This is a genomic window from Sphingomonas sanguinis (assembly GCF_001476905.1).
In the GTDB taxonomy this organism is placed as follows: domain Bacteria; phylum Pseudomonadota; class Alphaproteobacteria; order Sphingomonadales; family Sphingomonadaceae; genus Sphingomonas; species Sphingomonas sanguinis_B.
Genome location: NZ_LDTE01000010.1, coordinates 25535 through 43207 on the forward strand (window position 1 = coordinate 25535; position 17673 = coordinate 43207).

The window sequence follows — 17673 nt, forward strand, 5'->3', positions numbered from 1 at the left end:
CCGTGCCATCGACCGATCCCCCTCCGCAAAGGAAATCGGCACGGTTCCATGGCTCGTTAAAAAATTTTTACCGTGATGTCCGGTTGGGTGCGGGCGGCGGCGTCCTAGCCATGGAACCTCCGGGATCGGGCGATTTGGCACCGCCATTCCGGGGGGTTCGGCAACGGGGGTTGTGGAGAGTCCAGTGGGCGGGGAACGGTAATGCTGCTCGATGCGGAAGGTGCGGCCTGGCGCAATGCCAAAGCCTGTGCCGAGGCGGGGAAGACCGATCCGGCGAGCGCCTATGTCGCGCCGTGCTGGACCGTGATAGTGCCCTTCTTCAACGAAGAAACGCATCTGGCCGCGACGCTGGCGGGGCTGGCGGCACAGACGGTGCGGTTCCGGCTGGTGCTGGTCGACAATGGCTCGCTGGACGCCAGCGTGCGCGTCGCGACCGAGGCCTGCGAGCGGCTGGGCCTCGACCATATCCTGCTGCATCAGGGATTGCCGGGTAAGATCAACGCGCTGCGGCTGGGGCTCGATCACGTCCACACCCGCTTCGTCGCGACCTGCGACGCCGACACCTATTATCCGGACGAGTATCTGGCGCAGGCGCAAGCGCTGCTGGAAAAGCCCGGCTGCGTCGTGGCGGGGGCTTATTTCATCGCGCCGGGGGACGGCGAGGATCAACGTCGCCGCGAGTCCGCCGCCATCCGTCTGGCTGCGCGGTTCCTGCCGCGCCAGTGCCATGCGGGCGGCGCGGGCCAGGCGTTTCGGACCGAGGCGCTGAAGGCGGCGGGCGGCTTCGACCCGCGTCACTGGAACTATGTGCTGGAGGATCATGAGGTCATCCACCGCGTGATGCGCCATGGCCGCATGACCTATGCCGACGGTTTCTGGTGCGTGCCCTCGGACCGCGAGCGCGACCGCGAGTCGATCCGCTGGACGCTGACCGAGCGGCTGGTCTACAGCGTGGCGGCGCCGTTCGCGGGGGATTGGTTCTTCTACGATTTTCTGGCGCGGCGGCTGAAGGCCCGGCGTCTGACGACCGAGCGGATGCGCGAGACGGCCTATCAGCATCTGGCGGGAGTCGTGGGTGAACCAGCTTATTCTCTGCGCTGACGATTTCGCCTTTTCCACCGAAGACAGTCTGGTCATCGCCGAGCTGCTCCGCTCGGGAAAACTGAACGCGACAAGCTGCATGACCCTTCGTCCGAACTGGAAGGACGACAGTGCGATGCTGCGCGACATGCCCGATACGGCGCAGATCGGCCTGCATCTGACGCTGACCGAGGAAGCGCCGATCCATCCCAACGGCTTTACGCAAGATGGCGTGATGCCCGGCATCGACCCGCTGACCCGCATGGCGGCGCGCGGGCAGCTCGACGCGGGCGAGATCCGGCGCGAGGTGGAGGCGCAGTTCGAGCGGTTCGAGGATGCGATGGGCCGCCCGCCCGCGTTCGTCGACGGGCATCAGCATTCCCATGCGCTGCCCGGTATCCGCCCCATCGTGCTGGAGATCACCCGCCGCCGTGCACCGGGGGCGTGGCTGCGCACCTGCGAGGATCGGGTGAGCGCGTTGCTGGGCCGACCGTGGCGCGGCAAGGCGATCGGCAGCGCTTATCATTCGCGCGGTCTGACCCGCGCGGCGGAGGCGGTGGGGCTGCGCTGCAACCAGGGTTTTGCCGGGCATTACGGCTTTGACGGCCGCTTTTCTGAAGCTCTACCGCGTTTCTTCGACAGGGCCGGGCCCTTTCATCTGGTGATGTGCCATCCGGGAGCGGGGGGGCGTGCGGGCGATGCGATCGCGGCGGCGCGGCGGGACGAGGCGGATGTCTTGCGCGCGGTTTCGGTGTCTGACATGGCGGCGCAAAAGGGGCTGGCCTTCGCCGCCTGACGCGAGGGCGAGTGATTGGGTAGCGGGGGTCTGGAGGGCCGGTTCATGGAGGCGCGGCCGTTGCTGCGTCGCCTGCTGGCCGCCCGGCTCGGCTCGGTCGAGGATGCCGAGGATGCGCTGCAGGACCTGTGGTTGCGCGTGGGCGATCTGGACGCGAGCCAGATTGATCAGCCCATTCCCTTTCTCTGTCGCATGGCGACCAATTTGGCGACCGATCGCCGTATCGCCGCCGCTAGGCGAGGCGCGCGCGACGGGGCCTGGGAAGAGGTGCAGCCGCAATCGGGCGAATATGCCGATCCCGAACGCGTGGCGCTGGGCCGCAGCGAACTGGCCCGCGCGCACCGGCTGATCGCCGAGATGCCCGACCGGATGCGCGAGGCCTTCACCCTGTTCCGCTTCGAGGAGCAGCCGCAACGCGTCATCGCCGAGCGGATGGGGATCACGGTGAGCGCGGTCGAGAAGCTGCTGCGCCGCGCCTATCAATTTTTGCAGGAAAATCGTGAAGCCGGGGGTGCGGATCGGCTGTGTCGGCGTCGTCATGACGATGAAGGGAGCGAAGGCGCGTGACGCTGGAGGAACAGGCGATCGATTGGCACATCCGGCAACGCGACATGAGCGCGGCCGAATGGGATGCCTTTGCGACGTGGCTGGAGGACAGCCCGGCCCATGCGCGCGCCTATGATGCGGTCGCCATGGCCGATGCGCAGCTGACCCCACCGGAACACATGGCCGATGTCGTGCCCGAACCCGTGGCCGCGAATGACAATGCGGGCTGGGGGCGCTGGTGGCTGATGGGCGGCGTCGCGGCGGCGGTCGCGCTGGTCGCCGGGCCGGTCGCGTTGCGCTCGCGGGCCGACATTCGCATCGAACAGACCCGGCCGGGCGAGACACGACAGATCGCGCTGAACGACGGCACCCGGATCGAATTGTCGGGTGGTTCGCGCCTGCGTTACGACAGCCATGACACGCGGAGCGCGACGTTGGAGCAGGGGCAGGCGCTGTTCCGTGTTCGCCACGATCCGTCTGCGCCGTTCGAGCTGCAGGCGGGCGATGTCGCCATCCGCGACATGGGCACCGTGTTCGACGTCCGGCGACAGGGGGATCGGCTGGACGTGTCGGTCGCCGAGGGGGCCGTGTCGCTGGCGCCGCTGGGCGAGCGCATCGCGCTGACCGCCGGGCAGGGCATTCGGCTGGACGAAGGCGGTCATCGGCTCAACCGCGTCACGGTCGATCCGGCGATGGTTGGGGGCTGGCGTGAGGGGCTGCTCGATCTGGACGGCGAGACTGTGGGGACGATTGCCGCTCGATTGCAATCCGCCTATGGCATGCGCATCGCGGTGGAGGGGCCATTGGTCGATCGCCCTGTCACCGGCGTCGTGCGGATGACGGGCGATGCCGACAAGGACGTTCCGCGTCTCGCGAAACTGATCGGAGCGGGGTGGCGCCAGAGCGGTGGGGACTGGATTTTGCGGGCGTCGAACGAGGATCGTTGAACGCGGCCGGTGGGTCGCGCCCGTTCTGCTGACCCTTTCCCTCATCGCGCCTGCCGCTGGACTGGCCCAAGGTCGGGCGGCCGTATCACCGCGCCGCATCGCCCTTGCTCCTACCACGCTCGACATGGCGCTGCGCGAACTGGCGCGGCAGGGTGGGGTCACCGTCGTGGCGACCGATGGCGGACTGGGCCGGGTCCGCACCCGCGCGCTGTCCACCACGGCACCGCCCGCCCGCGCCTTGACACAGTTGCTGCGCGGCACCGGATACCGCGCCATCGCGATCGATGCGACGAGCTTTCGCATCACACCCTTGCCTCGACCCGTAAGGATATCACGCGCCGCGCCGCGCCCGGCCGCCCCGCCGCCGCCCTCGGGCAATGCGCAGGACATCATCGTCACCGCCAGCAAACAGGGTACCGAACTGGCGCGCTATCCGGGCAGCGTATCGGTGGTCGGGCGCGGTGTGACCGTACCTGGCGGCTCGGTCGACCTCAGCGACGTGGCGGCGCATACGCCCATTCTCCAGACGACGGCGCTGGGGCCGGGGCGCAACAAGCTGTTCATTCGCGGCATCGCCGACAGCAGCTTCAACGGCGCGACCGAGTCGACCGCCAGCCTCTATCTCGACGATGTGCAGATCGCCTTTGCCGGTCCCGATCCGGGGCTGAAGCTGTATGACATCGGCGAGGTCGAGATCGCCGAGGGACCGCAGGGCGCGCTCCACGGGTCGGGTGCGATCGGCGGGATCATCCGACTGACCTCCAACCCGGTGTCGCTCGATCGCGATGGTGGACGCCTGGAATGGGGCGGTGGCCTGACCCAGGGCGGGTCGCCCAGCACCGATGTGGCCGCCGTGGCGAACAAGGTGCTGGTGCCCGGCACGCTGGGCGTGCGGCTGGTCGGTTATCACGGAGTCGATGGCGGCTATATCGACAATGTCCGCACCCATGCACGCGACATCAATCGGGTGCTGACCGGCGGTTTGCGCGGCACCCTGCGCTGGGAGGTCGGTGACGGCTGGCGCGCCGAGGTCGGTGGCGGCAGCCAGTCGATCGTCGCGCGCGACGCGCAATATGTGATGAGCGAGGATGTGCTCGCCAGCCGTGCCGCGATTCCTCAGCCGTCGTGGAGCGACATGGCCTTTGGGCGGCTGCTGCTGTCCAAGAACTGGGCCAGTGGCCTGCAATTCGTCTCCGCCACCGGCTATGTCCATGGCACATCGTTCGAGCAGTTCGATGCCAGCACCCTGGGCGCGCAGCTCAGCTATCAGCTCGATGGCCGCAAGACTCTGTTCTCGCACGAGAGCCGCCTGTCACGGCGACTGCCCGGCGGCGGCTCCTGGGTGATCGGGCTCAACGTGGTTTCGGACCAGTCGGTCATGGGCCGGTCGCTAACCGTCCGCCAAGGCGTGCGGCCGGTGATCGGCGTGACCAACGTCACCCGCAGCGGCGCGATTTTTGCCGAGGCGACGCACCCCTTGACCCACCGGCTCTGGCTGACGCTGGGTGGACGCGTGACGGCGGCGCGGGTCGATGGCGAACCCTCGATCCGGCCGCGTTCGAGCAACTTCGTGCGGGGGCGCTCGACCGTACGGGTCGATCCGACCCTGGGCGTGTCCTGGCTGCTGGGCGGCAATTGGACGCTCTTCGGTCGCTACCAGTCGGGCTTCCGCACCGGTGGTCTGGCCGTCGCGGCGGGCATCGGGCGGGTCGCCAATTTCGAGTCCGATTCGATCCAGATGACCGAGGTCGGGCTGCGCCATCTGCGCCGGACGGACACGGGCCTGTCGGCCTCGCTCAGCCTGTCGCGCGCGAAGTGGACCGCGATCCAGGCCGACCTGATCAATCGCGGCGGACAGCCTGTGACCAGCAATATCGGCGATGCGCGTATATCGGCGTTGGAGGGCTGGGCGGACTGGGTGCCGCAGCGGAACTGGCACCTGACCGGTGCGCTGTTCATGACCGATAACGAAGTCCTGGGAAGGACCGCGGCGCTCAGCCGGGCGAACAACCGCCGCCTGCCGGAAACGCCCAGCGTCTCGGCGCGGCTGGGCGTGGTGCGCGACATTCCTATCGGCGCGCAATGGCTGCTTTCGGCGAAGGCGGAGGCGGCCTTTGTCGGCCCTTCGGTGCTGGGCGTGGGTGATATGCTCGACGTGCGGCAGGGCGGCTATGGCCTGGCCGATCTGGGGCTGACCGCGCGGCATGGCCGCTACACGCTGGCGGCGACGCTCGACAATCTGCTCGACGAGCGGGGCAACCGCTTCGCCTATGGCAATCCCTTCCTGCTGGGGCGGCGTAACGTCTCGACTCCAGTGCGGCCGAGAACCTTCGCTTTGCGGTTCAGCGCGGACTTTTGAGCGCGTGGCCGTCGCGCCACTCTTTCTCGGGCAGTCCGGCGAACGAAGAGGCGCGGCCTAGCATGTCACGATGCGCGGCCAGCCAATGCTCCGCCTGCGCATGGCCCTTCTCGCGCAGGTCCTGAAGCACCGACCAACGGGTATCGACCTTGCTGGTCCCCGACCGCCCGGCGAGTTCGGGCGGCGGTGAGAGCAGGTGCAGATTGACCCGCGCAATCGCCCGCATCCGCGCATCGCGCGAGGACTCGGCGCGCGCGATATCCTGAATTTCCGACAGGGCGCGCAGGTCGCGGCGCAGGCAGGCGTTGAAGCTGATGTCGCTGACCCGGCGCATCACCTCGCCCACCGAGCCTCCGACATCCTCGACGGTGAAGGGCGTCAGCTGGACGATCAGCATGTCGGTCGCGCCGATCGCATCGGCCAAGAGTGGCTCCAGCGCGGGATTGGCGGCGAAGCCGCCGTCCCAATATTCCTCGCCGTCGATCTCCACCGCCGCGAACAGTTCGGGAAGGCAGGCCGAAGCCATCAGCGCGTCCAGCGTCACGGCCGGACCGGTGAACAGCCGCGCCGAGCCGCTCATGACATGGGTGGCCGAGACGTGCAGCGGCACTTGCGTCTGGCGGGCGAGCAGGTCCAGGTCGATGCTGCTCTCCACCGCCTGGCGCAGCGCGCTCATGTCGCGCACGTTCGGCAGGAAGGGCGCGACATAGCGGCTGGAGAGCTTGGCGATATCCAGCGAGCGGCGGAGCAGCGGCTCGAAAAAGGGGCCCCCCAGCGATCCGACGTCCAGCGGCGCGAGCGGCGAGGCGTCGGCGACGTGCCGCCACAGCCGTTCCAGCGTTGCGCGGGCCCCCGCAGGCCCCTCGGCGGCATAGCCAGCGACCAAGGCGGCACCGTTGATCGCCCCGGCGCTGGCCCCGCTGACGCCGACCAGCTCGATATCCTCCTCCAGCAAGCGCTCGATGACGCCCCAGCCATAGGCCCCGTGCGCGCCGCCGCCTTGCAGCGCCAGCGCGACGCGGGGGCGGGACGGTGACGGGGGTTCGAGACGGTCGGCCATGGCATAGCTCCTTCTGCGGTGCATTATGTTGCAACGCACAAAGATCGAATGCCACCCCCGTCGCGGCGATTTTTTGTGCCGCGACGGGAGAGGGATTTACCGCTTGGTGAAGCCGCCGATCCCCGCAATGGCCAGCTTGGCCGCAGGCTTGGACATCTCCGCAAAGGTCAACCGCAGATAGCGGACGGGCCGGACGCTGGTGAAGGGCAGGCGCTGGGTGGAGAGCGCATAGGCGATGTTAGAGAACTCACCCGCGCCCGCCGGGGTCCAGCTCTTGCCGTCGACGCTCGTCTCCGCGACGTAGCCGCGCGGCGGGGCGGCGTCGATCATGACCTGGCGCGAGGGGGTCAGGCTGAAGCCCGCGACGTCGCGCATCTGGCCCATATCGACCGTGACGCTGGCAGGCTTGCCGGGCGTCGGCGCGGGCTGCACCCAGATGGTCTTGGCGTCATTGTCGAGCAGCTTCTCGGCCCCCGGCGCGGTGGCGGAAACGATCGTCCAGTCGGTCGTCGCCAGCACGGTCGGGTCGCTCGACACGATGGCGGGGACGGGGACCGGCGCGACGCTCTGGAACAGCGAAACCTCGCTGATCGCGGGGCAGACCGGCGCGTCGACGATGCGCAGGCGGACGCGGCGTGCGGTGATCGGCTGGGGCAGGCGGATGATCCGCTGCGCGCTGATGCACTCATGTTCGGCCAGCTGCTGCCACCGGCCGTTCACTTCCGCATCGACCGCGAAGCGCGTGACGCGCACGCCGAGCGGCAGATATTCGCGGATGCGGATCAGGTCGAAACGGCGTCCCGGCGGCAGGTCGAGCGTCAGGCTGGGCGTGGTCACGCCGTCCGGCGCGGACCAATAGGTGTCGCGCTGGCCGTCCAGCACCTTCGCGGCTTCATAGCCCTTGCCGCGCACATGGCTGGCGCTGGCCACCGCGCCCTGCGCCAAATCGGTCGCGAAGCTGGCGCGGATCGCATCGCCGAAGCTCTTCAGAATCTTCACGTCCTGATCGGGAATGCGCCCGCGCCGGTCGGGCGGCAGGTTCAGGTTCATGTTGGTGCCGCGCGCCACCGACGTGTCGAAATAGCCGACCAGGTTTTCCGGCGAGCGGACTTTCGAGTCCTCGTCCGCATGATAGAACCAGCCGGGCCGGATCGAGGTGTTGGTCTCGGCAGGCCACCACAGTGCGCCGCCGCGCACGCCCGAATTACCCTCCGACTGGACATAAGGATGGTTGGGCATGGTCGGCCAGCAGGGGTCGCCCGCGATCCCGTCCTCATTGCCGACCCAGCGGATATCCGCGCCCAGCGGATCGAAGGTGCAGGCCATGGGCTGATGCTGGTGAACCAGCGCGATGATCGAGGGCCAGTTATAATATTTGGGCGCGTCGATCTGTCGCGTCTCGCGCGCGCCGCCATAATAGCCGTCGCCGCCATTGGCCCCGTCGAACCAGAATTCGAACAGCTCGCCGTAACCGGTGCAGAGTTCGACCACCTGTTTGCGGAAATATTCGACATAGGAGGGGCGGCCATAATCGGCGCGATTGCGGTCCCAGGGCGAGAGATAGATGCCGAAGGCCAGCCCGGCGCGCTTGCAGGCGTCCGACATTTCGCGGACGATATCGCCCTGGCCGTTCTTATAGGGCGAGTTGCGGATGCAATGCTCGGTCAGCTTGGTCGGCCAGAGGCAGAAGCCGTCATGATGCTTGGCGGTGAGGATGATGCCCTTCAGGTTCCCCGCCTTGGCCGCCCCGACGATCTGGTCCGCGCTGAAATCGCTCGGATTGAACATCTTGGGGTCTTCGTCGCCATAACCCCATTCCTTGTCGGTGAAGGTGTTCATCGCGAAGTGGATGAAGGCGTACTGCTCGCGCTGATGCCAGCGCCACTGCCGCGCCGAGGGGACCGCGCCGTAGGGAGCAGGCGCAGCCGCCCCCTTTTGCGCGAAGGCGGGCGCGGCGGAGGCGACCAGCCCGGAGGCGAGGACGGCGCGGCGGGAGAAATCGGTCATCTTCAATTCGGCTCCGGGAGGGATCAGGCGGGCAGGTGGTCGAAGGACGGCGGACGGTCCTTGGGATCGCGGCCAAAGGCGGGGTTCGGCTTGGAGCCCATGGTGAAGGACAGGGTGCCGCCCTTGGACAGGGTGGCATGGTCGATCCAGCTCTTGGTCCAGGGGCGGCCGTTCCAGGTCACCGACTGGATATAGGGCGTTTCCGGGCCGTTGCCCTTCGCCTCGACGACCAGCGTCTTGTTGCCCCCGACCGTTAGCTGCGCCCTGTCGAACAGCGGTCCGCCGAAGACATAGGCACCGCTGACCGGATCGACCGGATAGAAGCCGAGCGCGGAGAACAGGAACCAGGCGCTCATCTGGCCGCAATCGTCATTGCCGATGATGCCGTCGGGCGCGTTCTTGTACATCTCGGTCAGCAGGCGGCGGACCATGCGCTGCGTCTTCCACGGCGCGCCGACATAGGCGTAGAGATAGGCCGCATGCTGGTCCGGCTCATTGCCGTGCGCATATTGGCCGACCAGGCCCGAAATGTCCGGCGGCGCGTTTTTGGGCAGGGTCGAGGGTGCACTGAACAGCTCATCCAGCTTCGCCTCGAACTTCGCATCGCCGCCCATGTGGCGGATCAGGCCGTAAACGTCGTGCTGATTGAGGAACGTCGCCTGCCAGCCATTCGCCTCGGTATAGTCGCGCCACCAGGGCTTGGGCATATGGCCGAGCTGGACGGGGTCGTAATCCTTCCACCAGCTGCCGTTGCTGAACCGGGGGCGGGCGAAATTGATCGAGGGGTCGATGACGTTTCGCCAGTTGCCCGAGCGCTTGAGCAGCCGGTCGGCCTGCGCCGTCTGGCCAACCCGGCGCGCGATGTGCGACGCGGCCCAGTCGTCATAGGCATATTCCTGGGTCCGGCTGACACTCTCGAACCAGATGTCCGCGGGGACATAGCCCTTGGCGTCGTAGAGGTCGCGGCCCTTGCTATTGTCCATGTCGGGCGCGGTGAAGTCGAAGCTGCGCTTGGCGATGCCCGGCCAGGCGGCGGCATAGTCGGCGGGAATGCCCTTCACCATCGCCTCGGCCATGATCGGCGTGCCGTGCCAGCCGATCATGATCCCCGTCTCCTTGCCCTGCAGCGTCCACACCGGCGGGCCATAGGCGCTTTGCTGCGTCTGGCGGATGATGTCGTCGATCAGCTTCTTGGCTTGGGCGGGCTGGGTCAGGATCAGCCAGGGGTGCAGCGCCCGGTACGTGTCCCAGGTGGAGAAGGTGCTATAGGCGAACTGCCCGGCGGGGGCGGTGTGCACCTTTCCGTCGAGCCCAACATAGCGGCCGTTCACGTCGGAGAAGAGCGTCGGCGCGACGAGCGTGTGGTAATTGGCGGAGGCCATGATCGCCTGTTGGTCCAGCGTTCCGCCCTCGACGCGGACACCGCCCAGCGCCTCGGCCCAGCGGGTCATGGCCGCCCGGCGGGTGCGGTCGAAGTCCCAGTGCTTCGCTTCGGCGGCCAGGTTCGCCTTGGCGCCCGCGACATCCACGGCCGAGATGCCGCAGCGGATCAGCAGCGGCGCATCGCCCAGTTCGTCGAAGAACAGGGCGGCCTTCAGGCGGTTGCCCTTGACGGCGGTGCCGTTCGCAGGCGTGTCGCCGTCGCCGTAAAGCTGGATGCGCGAGGGCTTCTTCGACAGCTGCATCGCAAAGAAGATGCGCCGCCCCTTGGCCCAGCGGAACACGCGGCGGGTGCCGGTGATCGTGCCGTCGGGCTCGATGGTCAGTTCGGCATCGGTGATGAGCGGCTTGGCGTCGCTCTTGTCGAGGACGAGGTGCGACAGGTCGACCAGCACATGACCCGGCCCCTTGGGATAGGTATAGCGGTGCCAGCCCGTCCGCTCGGTCACGGTCAGTTCGGCGAGCACGCCGGATTCGAGCTTCACCCGGTAATAACCCGGCTCAGCCTGTTCGTCCGAGTAACGCTGGCGATAGCCTTTATCGGGGTTGGCAAGCGGCCCCGCCACCAGCTTCAGCTCGCCGCGCGTCGGCACGACCAGCACGTCCAGCATGTCGCCGATGCCGGTGCCCGACAGATGGGTATGGCTGAACCCCATGATCGAGCCGTCGCCGTGATGATAACCCGAACAGGTGTCCCAGCGCTCGACATCGGTGTCGGGGCTCAACTGCACCATGCCGAAGGGCAGGACCGCACCGGGATAGGTATGGCCGTCACCGCCCGTCCCGACGAACAGATTGGGACGGGCGACCGGCATCGGTACGGCGGCACTGAGGCCTCCGATCGGCAGGCTGGCAAGCGCGGTCCCGGCGAGGAGCGAGCGGCGGGTCAAAATCATGCGAACGTCTCCCGCAAAACTTCCGGCCGGGTGGCCGCGACATGGACGACCAGCTCGCCGAACAGGCCATTGGCCCAGGCGAACCAGTCGCGTGTGAACTTGGCGGGATCGTCGATATCGACCCCTTCGTGAATGAAGCCCGTACCGCCATGCGACCCACGGATCATCGACAGGCTCGACCGCAGCATCGCAGGTTCGGTCGAGGTCAGCGCGCGGGTGATGACCGACATCGGCCAGACCTGGCCCGGCCCGGTATGCGGACCGCCGATACCGGTCAGCGCCTGACCCTCGAAATACCAGGGATTGGCCTTGCTCCAGCACGCCGCAACGGTGCGCTGCCACAGCGGATCGGCCACATCGACACAGCGGAGATAAGCCATGCCCGACAGCGACGGCACATTGGCGTCGTCCATGAAGACGGCATTGCCATAGCCATCGACCTCATAGGCCCAGACGCGCTCGCCGCTCGGCAGGGTCATCGTGCCGAACTGCCTGAGCGCAGCCTCGACCTCGGCGGCCAGCGTGGTAGCGTCCTGTGCCAGCGCGGGCTCGCCGACCGCGTTCGACAGCGCGGCCAGTTCGCGCAGCGTCGTCATCGCGAACAGATTGGCGGGGACGAACTGGCCGTAAAGACAGGCATCGTCCGAGGGGCGGAAGCCCGAATGGATCATGCCGTTGGGACGCGTCGGCAGGCCATAGCCGCGATAGAGCGTCTCGGTCGGCTCGGGTGCGGAGCGGCGGAAGCGATAGGGGCCAGGGCCTTCTTTCCGCTGCTGCTCACGGAACGTCTTCACGATGGCCCGCGCCGAGGCTTTCCACTCGGCGTCGAACGGCGTCGTATCACCCGTCTCGCGCCAATAATCATGCGCCAGCCGGATCGCGTAGCAGAGCGAGTCGATCTCCCACTTCCGCTCGGCGACGCCGGGCTTCATCTCGGTATCGTCCTTCAACGCCCAGCTGAGGTTCGTCCTGGCGGTCGGGTCCTGCATGAAGGCATTGGCGTAAGGGTCGATCAGGATCGACCGCGCCTGCCGCCCGATCAGCCCGCGGAACAGCCGCCCCAGCGCCGGATCGCGCTTCACCAGATGCAGATAGGGCCGCAGCTGCGCCGCCGAATCCCGCAGCCACAGGCAGGGGATGTCGCCGGTAATGACGAAGGCATCCGCCTTGCCGTTCACTGGCGCCAGCGACAGCACCGTGGTGTCGAGCGTGTTGGGATAGCAGTTGCCGAACATCCAGCGGAGTTCGGGATCGGCGATCATCTTCGAGATGCGGGTGATCTCCGCCTCGACGGCCTTCGATACAAAGCGGCGGTCGGCGACGGCCGGACGCTTGCTGGGGAAGGCGGGCGCGGTGGCGAAGGCCGGGGCGGCGGCGAGCGCCGCACCTCCGACGATCAGTTCACGACGGTTCGGGGTCATTTGGGCAGATCCTGCGCGGTGCCGGTCACGGTGAACTGGGTCCACTGGCCTGCGCCGTCGCCCGGCTGACCACCGCCGATATAGAGCTTGTAGGTGCCCGGCAGGATGCGGCGGGTGCCGTCGCGCCAGACCTGGCTCATCAGGCGCGGATCGATGGTGAAGCGCGCCGTGCCCGCCTGACCGGGCTTGAGCGCGACGCGGGTGAAGCCGACCAGCTGGCGTTGCAGCACAGGGTCGGTCAGCACCAGCTTCTCGTCGGTCGCGGGCGGGACCAGATAGGCCTGCGTCACCTCTTCGCCCGCCCGCTGGCCGATATTGCGCAGCTGCACCGCGACATCGACCGGCTGGCCCACCGCGACGCTGGCGGTGACGACCGGTTGGCCATAGTCGAACTTGGTGTAGCTCAGGCCATGGCCGAAACCCCAGGCGGGCTTGCCGGTGAAGTAGCGATAGGTCCGCTCCTTCATGCCGTAATCGGCAAAGGCGGGCAGGTCGGCGGTCGACTGATAGATGGTGACGGGCAGGCGGCCCGACGGGTTCACGTCACCGCTGAGGATCTCGGCCAGCGCGGTGCCGCCCTCGGTGCCCGGATAGAAGGCCGCCAGCGTCGCGGCGGGCTTGAAGTCGCCCAGCGACACCGCCGAACCCGACATGACGACCGCGACCACCGGCTTGCCGGTCGCCTGGAGCGCGGCGAGCAGCTTGCGCTGCGGCTCGGGCAGGACGACCTCGGTCCGGTCGCCGCCTGCGAAACCGGGGACCGAGACGCCCAGCGCCTCGCCCTCCAGATCCGGCGAAAGGCCGACGACCGCGATCAGCACATCGGCGGTCCCGGCGACCTTCAGTGCCTCGGCGGTCAGCGCCTCGGCGGGTGGCAGCCATTGCAGGCGCAGGCCTTCGTCACCGCCCTTATGGTCGATCTCGACCCGGATAAGACGCGGGGCCGAACCGTCGATCATGGTCTCCAGTTTCTTGCCGCCGATCACATCGTCCACAACCAGCTGGTCGTCGATATAGAGCTTCACCGCGTCATGCGCGGGGCAGGCGTGCCAGCAGGCGGGGCCGTCGAGACGGAGCTTGTACTGGCCCGGCCCCGGCGGGGTCAGCGTGCCGGTCCAGCGGCGCTGGAAGGGCGCGGTCTTGGTATAGTTGAAGTCGATGCGGCGATCCTGACCCGCGACCGACCACTGGCCGTTCGCACCCATCGTCTCGACCGTCAGGCCGGTCTTGCCGTTCGCCGACAGCGCAGTCTCGGGCACGCCGACGAACGCCCCCTCGGCCAGCACCGAGCCCTGCGCATAACGAACATCGCGGCCGAACTTCGCGCGGATGCCGTCGAGCGGGGTGACGGGGTTGATCGCGGTGCCGTGATAATTGCCCTCCAGCACGCCCAGATCATCGGCGTCGGCGCCGAACACGGCGACCTTTTTGTCCTTCAGCGGCAACATGTCGTTCGGATTGTCGAGCAGGATGATGCCCTTGCGCGCCGTCTCCAGCGCCAGCGCGCGGTGGGCGGGGGTGCCGACTTCGCTCGCCTTGATCCGGTTCCAGGGGCTGTCCACGGTCAGCATCCGCCGCACCGCCAGCGCGCGCGCCAGCGCGGTGTCGATCTCGCCCTCGGTAATCAGGCCGCGCTCCACCGCCTGGGGCAGCGATAGATAGGCCTTGCCGCAGTTCAGGTCGGTGCCCGCGCGCAAAGCCGCCGCCGCCGCTGCGGGCGCATCCGGCTGGGCATGGTGGAACATCCAGATATTGCCGACCGCGTCGCAGTCCGACACGACCAGCCCGTTGAAACCCCAGTCGGTGCGCAGCCGCTGGGTCAGCAGCATCGGATTGGCGCAGACCGGCGTGCCATGGATCGCATTGTACGCGCACATCAGCGACAGCGCCTTGCCCTCGGTCACGGTCGCGCGGAAAGCGGGGAGGTAGGTCGCCTCCAGATCGCGTGGGGACACCATCACGTCGAAGCTGTCACGCCCGCCCTCGGGGCCGGAATGGACCGCCATATGCTTGACGGTCGCAATGACCTTGGGATGCTTCAGGTCCGGCCCTTGCAGACCGCGCACGAAGGCGATGCCGATCCGGCTGGTGAGAAAGGGGTCCTCGCCATAGGTTTCCTGGCCCCGGCCCCAGCGCGGATCGCGGAAGATGTTGATGTTGGGCGACCAGATGGTCAGCCCCTGATACAGCCCGCGATCGGTGTTCAGCGGCTGCGAGTTGAACTTCGCCCGTGCCTCGGTGGCGACGACATCGCCGACCTTCTGGATCAGCGCCGTGTCCCAGGTCGCGGCCATGCCCATCGCCTGCGGGAACACGGTCGACGGCCCGTTGCGCGCGATGCCGTGCAGCCCCTCGCTCCACCAGTCATAGGCGGGCAGGTTCAGCGCGGGTTCGGCAGGGGCTTCGTTGACCAGCTGCGCCGCCTTTTGCGCGACGGTCAGCTTCTGCGCCTCGGGGGGAAGGGCGGGGGTGGCGGCCTGACCGGCGGCGGCGAGGAGGAGGAACGGGATCACTGGGCGTCCTTCGGACCGAGGGTGTAGATTTTGAGCTCGCGCGCCAGGGTGGCGGCGTCCGCGTCGCTCTGGATGGTGAGCGTGATGCTCTCGCCAGGCAACAGGTCGAAGCCGTCGTCGGACGGTTCGGCGGCGGTGGTGCCGAAATTGACCTGCACCTGCCGCGCGAGGTTGCGCGCGGTCAGCGTCAGCTGCTTGCCCGCCCAGCGCGCAGTGATGCCCGGCGCGGGGTAGAGCATATCGCGCGGCACCTTCCGCTCGACGATCTGGCGGGCGATCACCTTTTCGCCATCGAACAGCTCGGCCACGGCATAGCTGCTCTCCGGCACGGCACCCGCGAACAGTGTCGCATCGGGGATCATCGCGACATCGCTGGCCGAGGCGGCGGCCATGGTCACGCTGCCGCTTTGCGAACCCAGCTTGCGACCGTCCATGCCATAGCCGGTGACGCGCCAGCCGAGCGGCTTTGGCGTCGTGGCGTCGGACACCAGAGCGATCCGCGTCGCGCCGGGCTTGGTCTCCGCGACGATGGTCTGGGGCGCGAAGAAGCGGCGGACCTCGTGCTGGAGCATCTTGTCATGCCCGGTCCAGTCGATGCTCGACCAGCTGATGGCGGGCCAGCTGTCGTTGAGCTGCCAGTAGAGCGAACCCAGCGTCACCGGGCGGCAGGCGCGGTGGTGCCGTGCGGCCAGACCGATGGCGCGCGCCTGCATCGCCTGGGACAGATAGACCAGATCGGCGAAGTCGCGCGGGTCACGCAAATTCTGCTTCAGGTAGAAGGTGATGCGGTCATTGCCTTCGCCGCTCAGGAACTTCTGGTGCGCCTTCATCACCGGACTGTCGATGCGGAAGTCCGCCGGGTCGGCGAAGGTCGCGATGGTCGACAGATCGGGAAAGGCCTGGAAGCCATATTCGGACATGAAGCGCGGGCAGTTGTCGGTATAGCGCTCGACCGGCTTGGAGCCGGACCAGACGTCCCAGAAATGGCGGTCGCCATCCTTGTCGGTGTCGGTCGGCCCCTCATAATCGGTCGAGGGCGAGCCCGGCCAATAAGGGATGCCGGGCGAATATTTGACGACCGCATCGCGCAGAACGCGGTCGAACAGCACGGCCATGCCGGTGCCGATCCGCTCCTGCTCATCGGGGCCGACCGCCTTTTTGAACGCCTTGCGATCCGACCAGTTTTCCCAGCCCGACAGCACTTCATTGTTGCCCGCCCAGATGACCAGCGAGGGATGCGATTGCAGGCGCGCGACCTGCTCCTCGGCCTCGACCCGGACATTCTCGCGGAACTTGGCGTCGGGGGGCGTGACTGCGCCGCCGAACATGAAGTCCTGCCAGACCATCAGGCCCAGTTCGTCGGCGGCGTCGTAGAAGCGGTCCTCGGGATAATAGCCACCGCCCCAGATGCGGACGATGTTCATGTTCGCAGCAACCGCCTTTTCCAGCAGTGCGCGCTCGGTGGCGGCGGCGACGCGCGCGGGGAAGGCGTCGAAGGGGATGACGTTGCTGCCCTTGGCGAAGATGACGTTGCCGTTGATCTTCAGCCCGAAGCTGCCGTCCTTGCGGACCAGCTCGACGGTGCGCAGGCCGGTGCGCTTCTCGACCGCATCGGCCCCGGCGAGCGCGGCGTTCACGGTGTAGAGCGGATGCGCGCCGAAGCCGACCGGCTGCCAGCGCTGCGGTTTGGTGATCGCGACGGGGACGACCACGTCATTCTCGCCCGGCTGGAGCGCGACGTCGCGGCGCACCCGGATGCGCTTGCCGTCGGGGCCGGTGACGGTCACGTCCATCCGCCCCGTCTGCGCGCGGTCCGCGACGACCGAGGCACGGGCGAGGATGCGCGCCTCGGCATCGGTCAACGCCTCTTGCTCGATGCGGAGATTGTCGATCCGCGCGGCATCCCATGCCTCCAGGCGGGCGGGACGCCAGATACCGATATCGACGATACGAGGTGCCCAGTCCCAGCCATATTGGTATTTCGGCTTGCGGATATAGGGCGAGGTCTGAACGCCCTTCGGCTCGTCACCATAAGGCGAGTCATATTCGCCGGGCAGCGGATGCTTTTCGGCCAGCACCATCGGCTGGAGCATCTTAATCGGCGAGGCGAAGGTGACGACGATCTCGTTCGCGCCCGCCTTCAGCAGCGGCTTGGCATCCGCGCGCCAGCGACGATGCGCATTGTCCGCCGACAACAGGCGCTGCCCGTTGACCGTGACGGTCGCGAAGGTGTCGAGCCCGTCGAACACCAAGTCCAGGTGATCGCGGCGCAGCATCTCCGGCGTGACCTCCAGATTGGTGCGATACTGCCACCCGGTCAGGCCCGCCCATTGGATCGGGGCCTCGCTTGCGGCCTTATAGGGATCGGGCACGATGTTGGCGGCGATCAGATCCTGCTGCACACTGCCCGGCACGGTCGCGGCCAGCCAGTTCGCCGCCTGCGGATGTGCGCTGGCCGCGGCGGTATCCTTCGGGTCGATCCGCACCTGCCAGCGGTCGAGCGTCGCCACCGTCTTCGGGGCGGCCAGGGCGGGGAAGGGCAGGGCGAGCGCGGCCAGGATCAGGCCGAGGCGATGTTTCACAGCGATTTCCCCGAAAGCGGCATCAT

11 protein-coding genes are annotated in these 17673 nt (G+C 67.7%); 5 read left to right on the forward strand and 6 right to left on the reverse strand.

Annotated features, from left to right (window positions below; all coding sequences use genetic code 11):
- Positions 1 to 201: 201 nt before the first annotated feature.
- The 5 genes from SB4_RS02465 to SB4_RS02485 all read left to right on the forward strand — a co-directional run bounded on the left by SB4_RS02465 (position 202) and on the right by SB4_RS02485 (position 5728).
- Positions 202 to 1101 carry a glycosyltransferase family 2 protein gene (locus SB4_RS02465; protein ID WP_082669913.1) on the forward strand — a complete coding sequence of 300 codons (900 nt, stop codon included), beginning with the start codon at positions 202 to 204 and terminating at the stop codon, positions 1099 to 1101.
- Positions 1076 to 1876, forward strand: coding sequence for a ChbG/HpnK family deacetylase (locus tag SB4_RS02470; protein ID WP_058751281.1), 801 nt, complete (start codon positions 1076 to 1078; stop codon positions 1874 to 1876). The genes SB4_RS02465 and SB4_RS02470 overlap by 26 nt, the downstream gene beginning before the upstream one ends.
- 15 nt (positions 1877 to 1891) lie before the next feature.
- Positions 1892 to 2443: an RNA polymerase sigma factor gene (locus SB4_RS02475; RefSeq protein WP_153006025.1), complete on the forward strand. Its 552-nt coding sequence runs from the start codon at positions 1892 to 1894 to the stop codon at positions 2441 to 2443.
- The gene (locus SB4_RS02480; protein WP_058751283.1) at positions 2440 to 3369 is read left to right on the forward strand and encodes a FecR family protein; all 930 of its coding nucleotides are present in this window, start codon (positions 2440 to 2442) and stop codon (positions 3367 to 3369) included. Before SB4_RS02475 ends, SB4_RS02480 begins: the two co-directional genes overlap by 4 nt.
- Positions 3370 to 3493: 124 nt before the next feature.
- On the forward strand, positions 3494 to 5728 hold the full coding sequence (locus tag SB4_RS02485) for a TonB-dependent receptor (RefSeq protein ID WP_058751284.1): 2235 nt from the start codon (positions 3494 to 3496) through the stop codon (positions 5726 to 5728).
- Here SB4_RS02485 and SB4_RS02490 read toward each other — a convergent pair.
- The 6 genes from SB4_RS02490 to SB4_RS02515 all read right to left on the reverse strand — a co-directional run bounded on the left by SB4_RS02490 (position 5712) and on the right by SB4_RS02515 (position 17647).
- Complete coding sequence (locus tag SB4_RS02490; RefSeq protein WP_058751285.1) at positions 5712 to 6788, reverse strand: patatin-like phospholipase family protein; 1077 nt, start codon at positions 6786 to 6788, stop codon at positions 5712 to 5714. The genes SB4_RS02485 and SB4_RS02490 overlap by 17 nt on opposite strands.
- A 96-nt stretch (positions 6789 to 6884) precedes the next feature.
- The gene (locus tag SB4_RS02495; protein WP_058751286.1) at positions 6885 to 8795 is read right to left on the reverse strand and encodes an alpha-L-fucosidase; all 1911 of its coding nucleotides are present in this window, start codon (positions 8793 to 8795) and stop codon (positions 6885 to 6887) included.
- 23 nt (positions 8796 to 8818) lie between these two features.
- Positions 8819 to 11131 (reverse strand): GH92 family glycosyl hydrolase, encoded by a 2313-nt coding sequence (locus tag SB4_RS02500; protein ID WP_058751287.1) that lies wholly within the window; start codon positions 11129 to 11131, stop codon positions 8819 to 8821.
- Positions 11128 to 12552, reverse strand: coding sequence for a glycoside hydrolase family 125 protein (locus tag SB4_RS02505; protein WP_058751288.1), 1425 nt, complete (start codon positions 12550 to 12552; stop codon positions 11128 to 11130). The genes SB4_RS02500 and SB4_RS02505 overlap by 4 nt, the downstream gene beginning before the upstream one ends.
- A complete protein-coding gene (locus SB4_RS02510) occupies positions 12549 to 15065 on the reverse strand; it encodes a glycoside hydrolase family 3 C-terminal domain-containing protein (RefSeq protein WP_058751289.1) in 2517 nt (838 codons plus the stop codon). The genes SB4_RS02505 and SB4_RS02510 overlap by 4 nt, the downstream gene beginning before the upstream one ends.
- Positions 15062 to 17647: a beta-mannosidase gene (locus tag SB4_RS02515; protein WP_058751388.1), complete on the reverse strand. Its 2586-nt coding sequence runs from the start codon at positions 17645 to 17647 to the stop codon at positions 15062 to 15064. Before SB4_RS02515 ends, SB4_RS02510 begins: the two co-directional genes overlap by 4 nt.
- Positions 17648 to 17673: the final 26 nt, after the last annotated feature.

Excerpts from the sequence above, each read along its gene's own strand:
- SB4_RS02485 (WP_058751284.1), top strand. The coding sequence starts at position 3,494 with ATGGCGCTGCGCGAACTGGCGCGGCAGGGTGGGGTCACCGTCGTGGCG.
- SB4_RS02465 (WP_082669913.1), top strand. The coding sequence starts at position 202 with ATGCTGCTCGATGCGGAAGGTGCGGCCTGGCGCAATGCCAAAGCCTGT.
- SB4_RS02500 (WP_058751287.1), bottom strand. The coding sequence starts at position 11,131 with ATGATTTTGACCCGCCGCTCGCTCCTCGCCGGGACCGCGCTTGCCAGC.
- SB4_RS02505 (WP_058751288.1), bottom strand. The coding sequence starts at position 12,552 with ATGACCCCGAACCGTCGTGAACTGATCGTCGGAGGTGCGGCGCTCGCC.
- SB4_RS02495 (WP_058751286.1), bottom strand. The coding sequence starts at position 8,795 with ATGACCGATTTCTCCCGCCGCGCCGTCCTCGCCTCCGGGCTGGTCGCC.
- SB4_RS02490 (WP_058751285.1), bottom strand. The coding sequence starts at position 6,788 with ATGGCCGACCGTCTCGAACCCCCGTCACCGTCCCGCCCCCGCGTCGCG.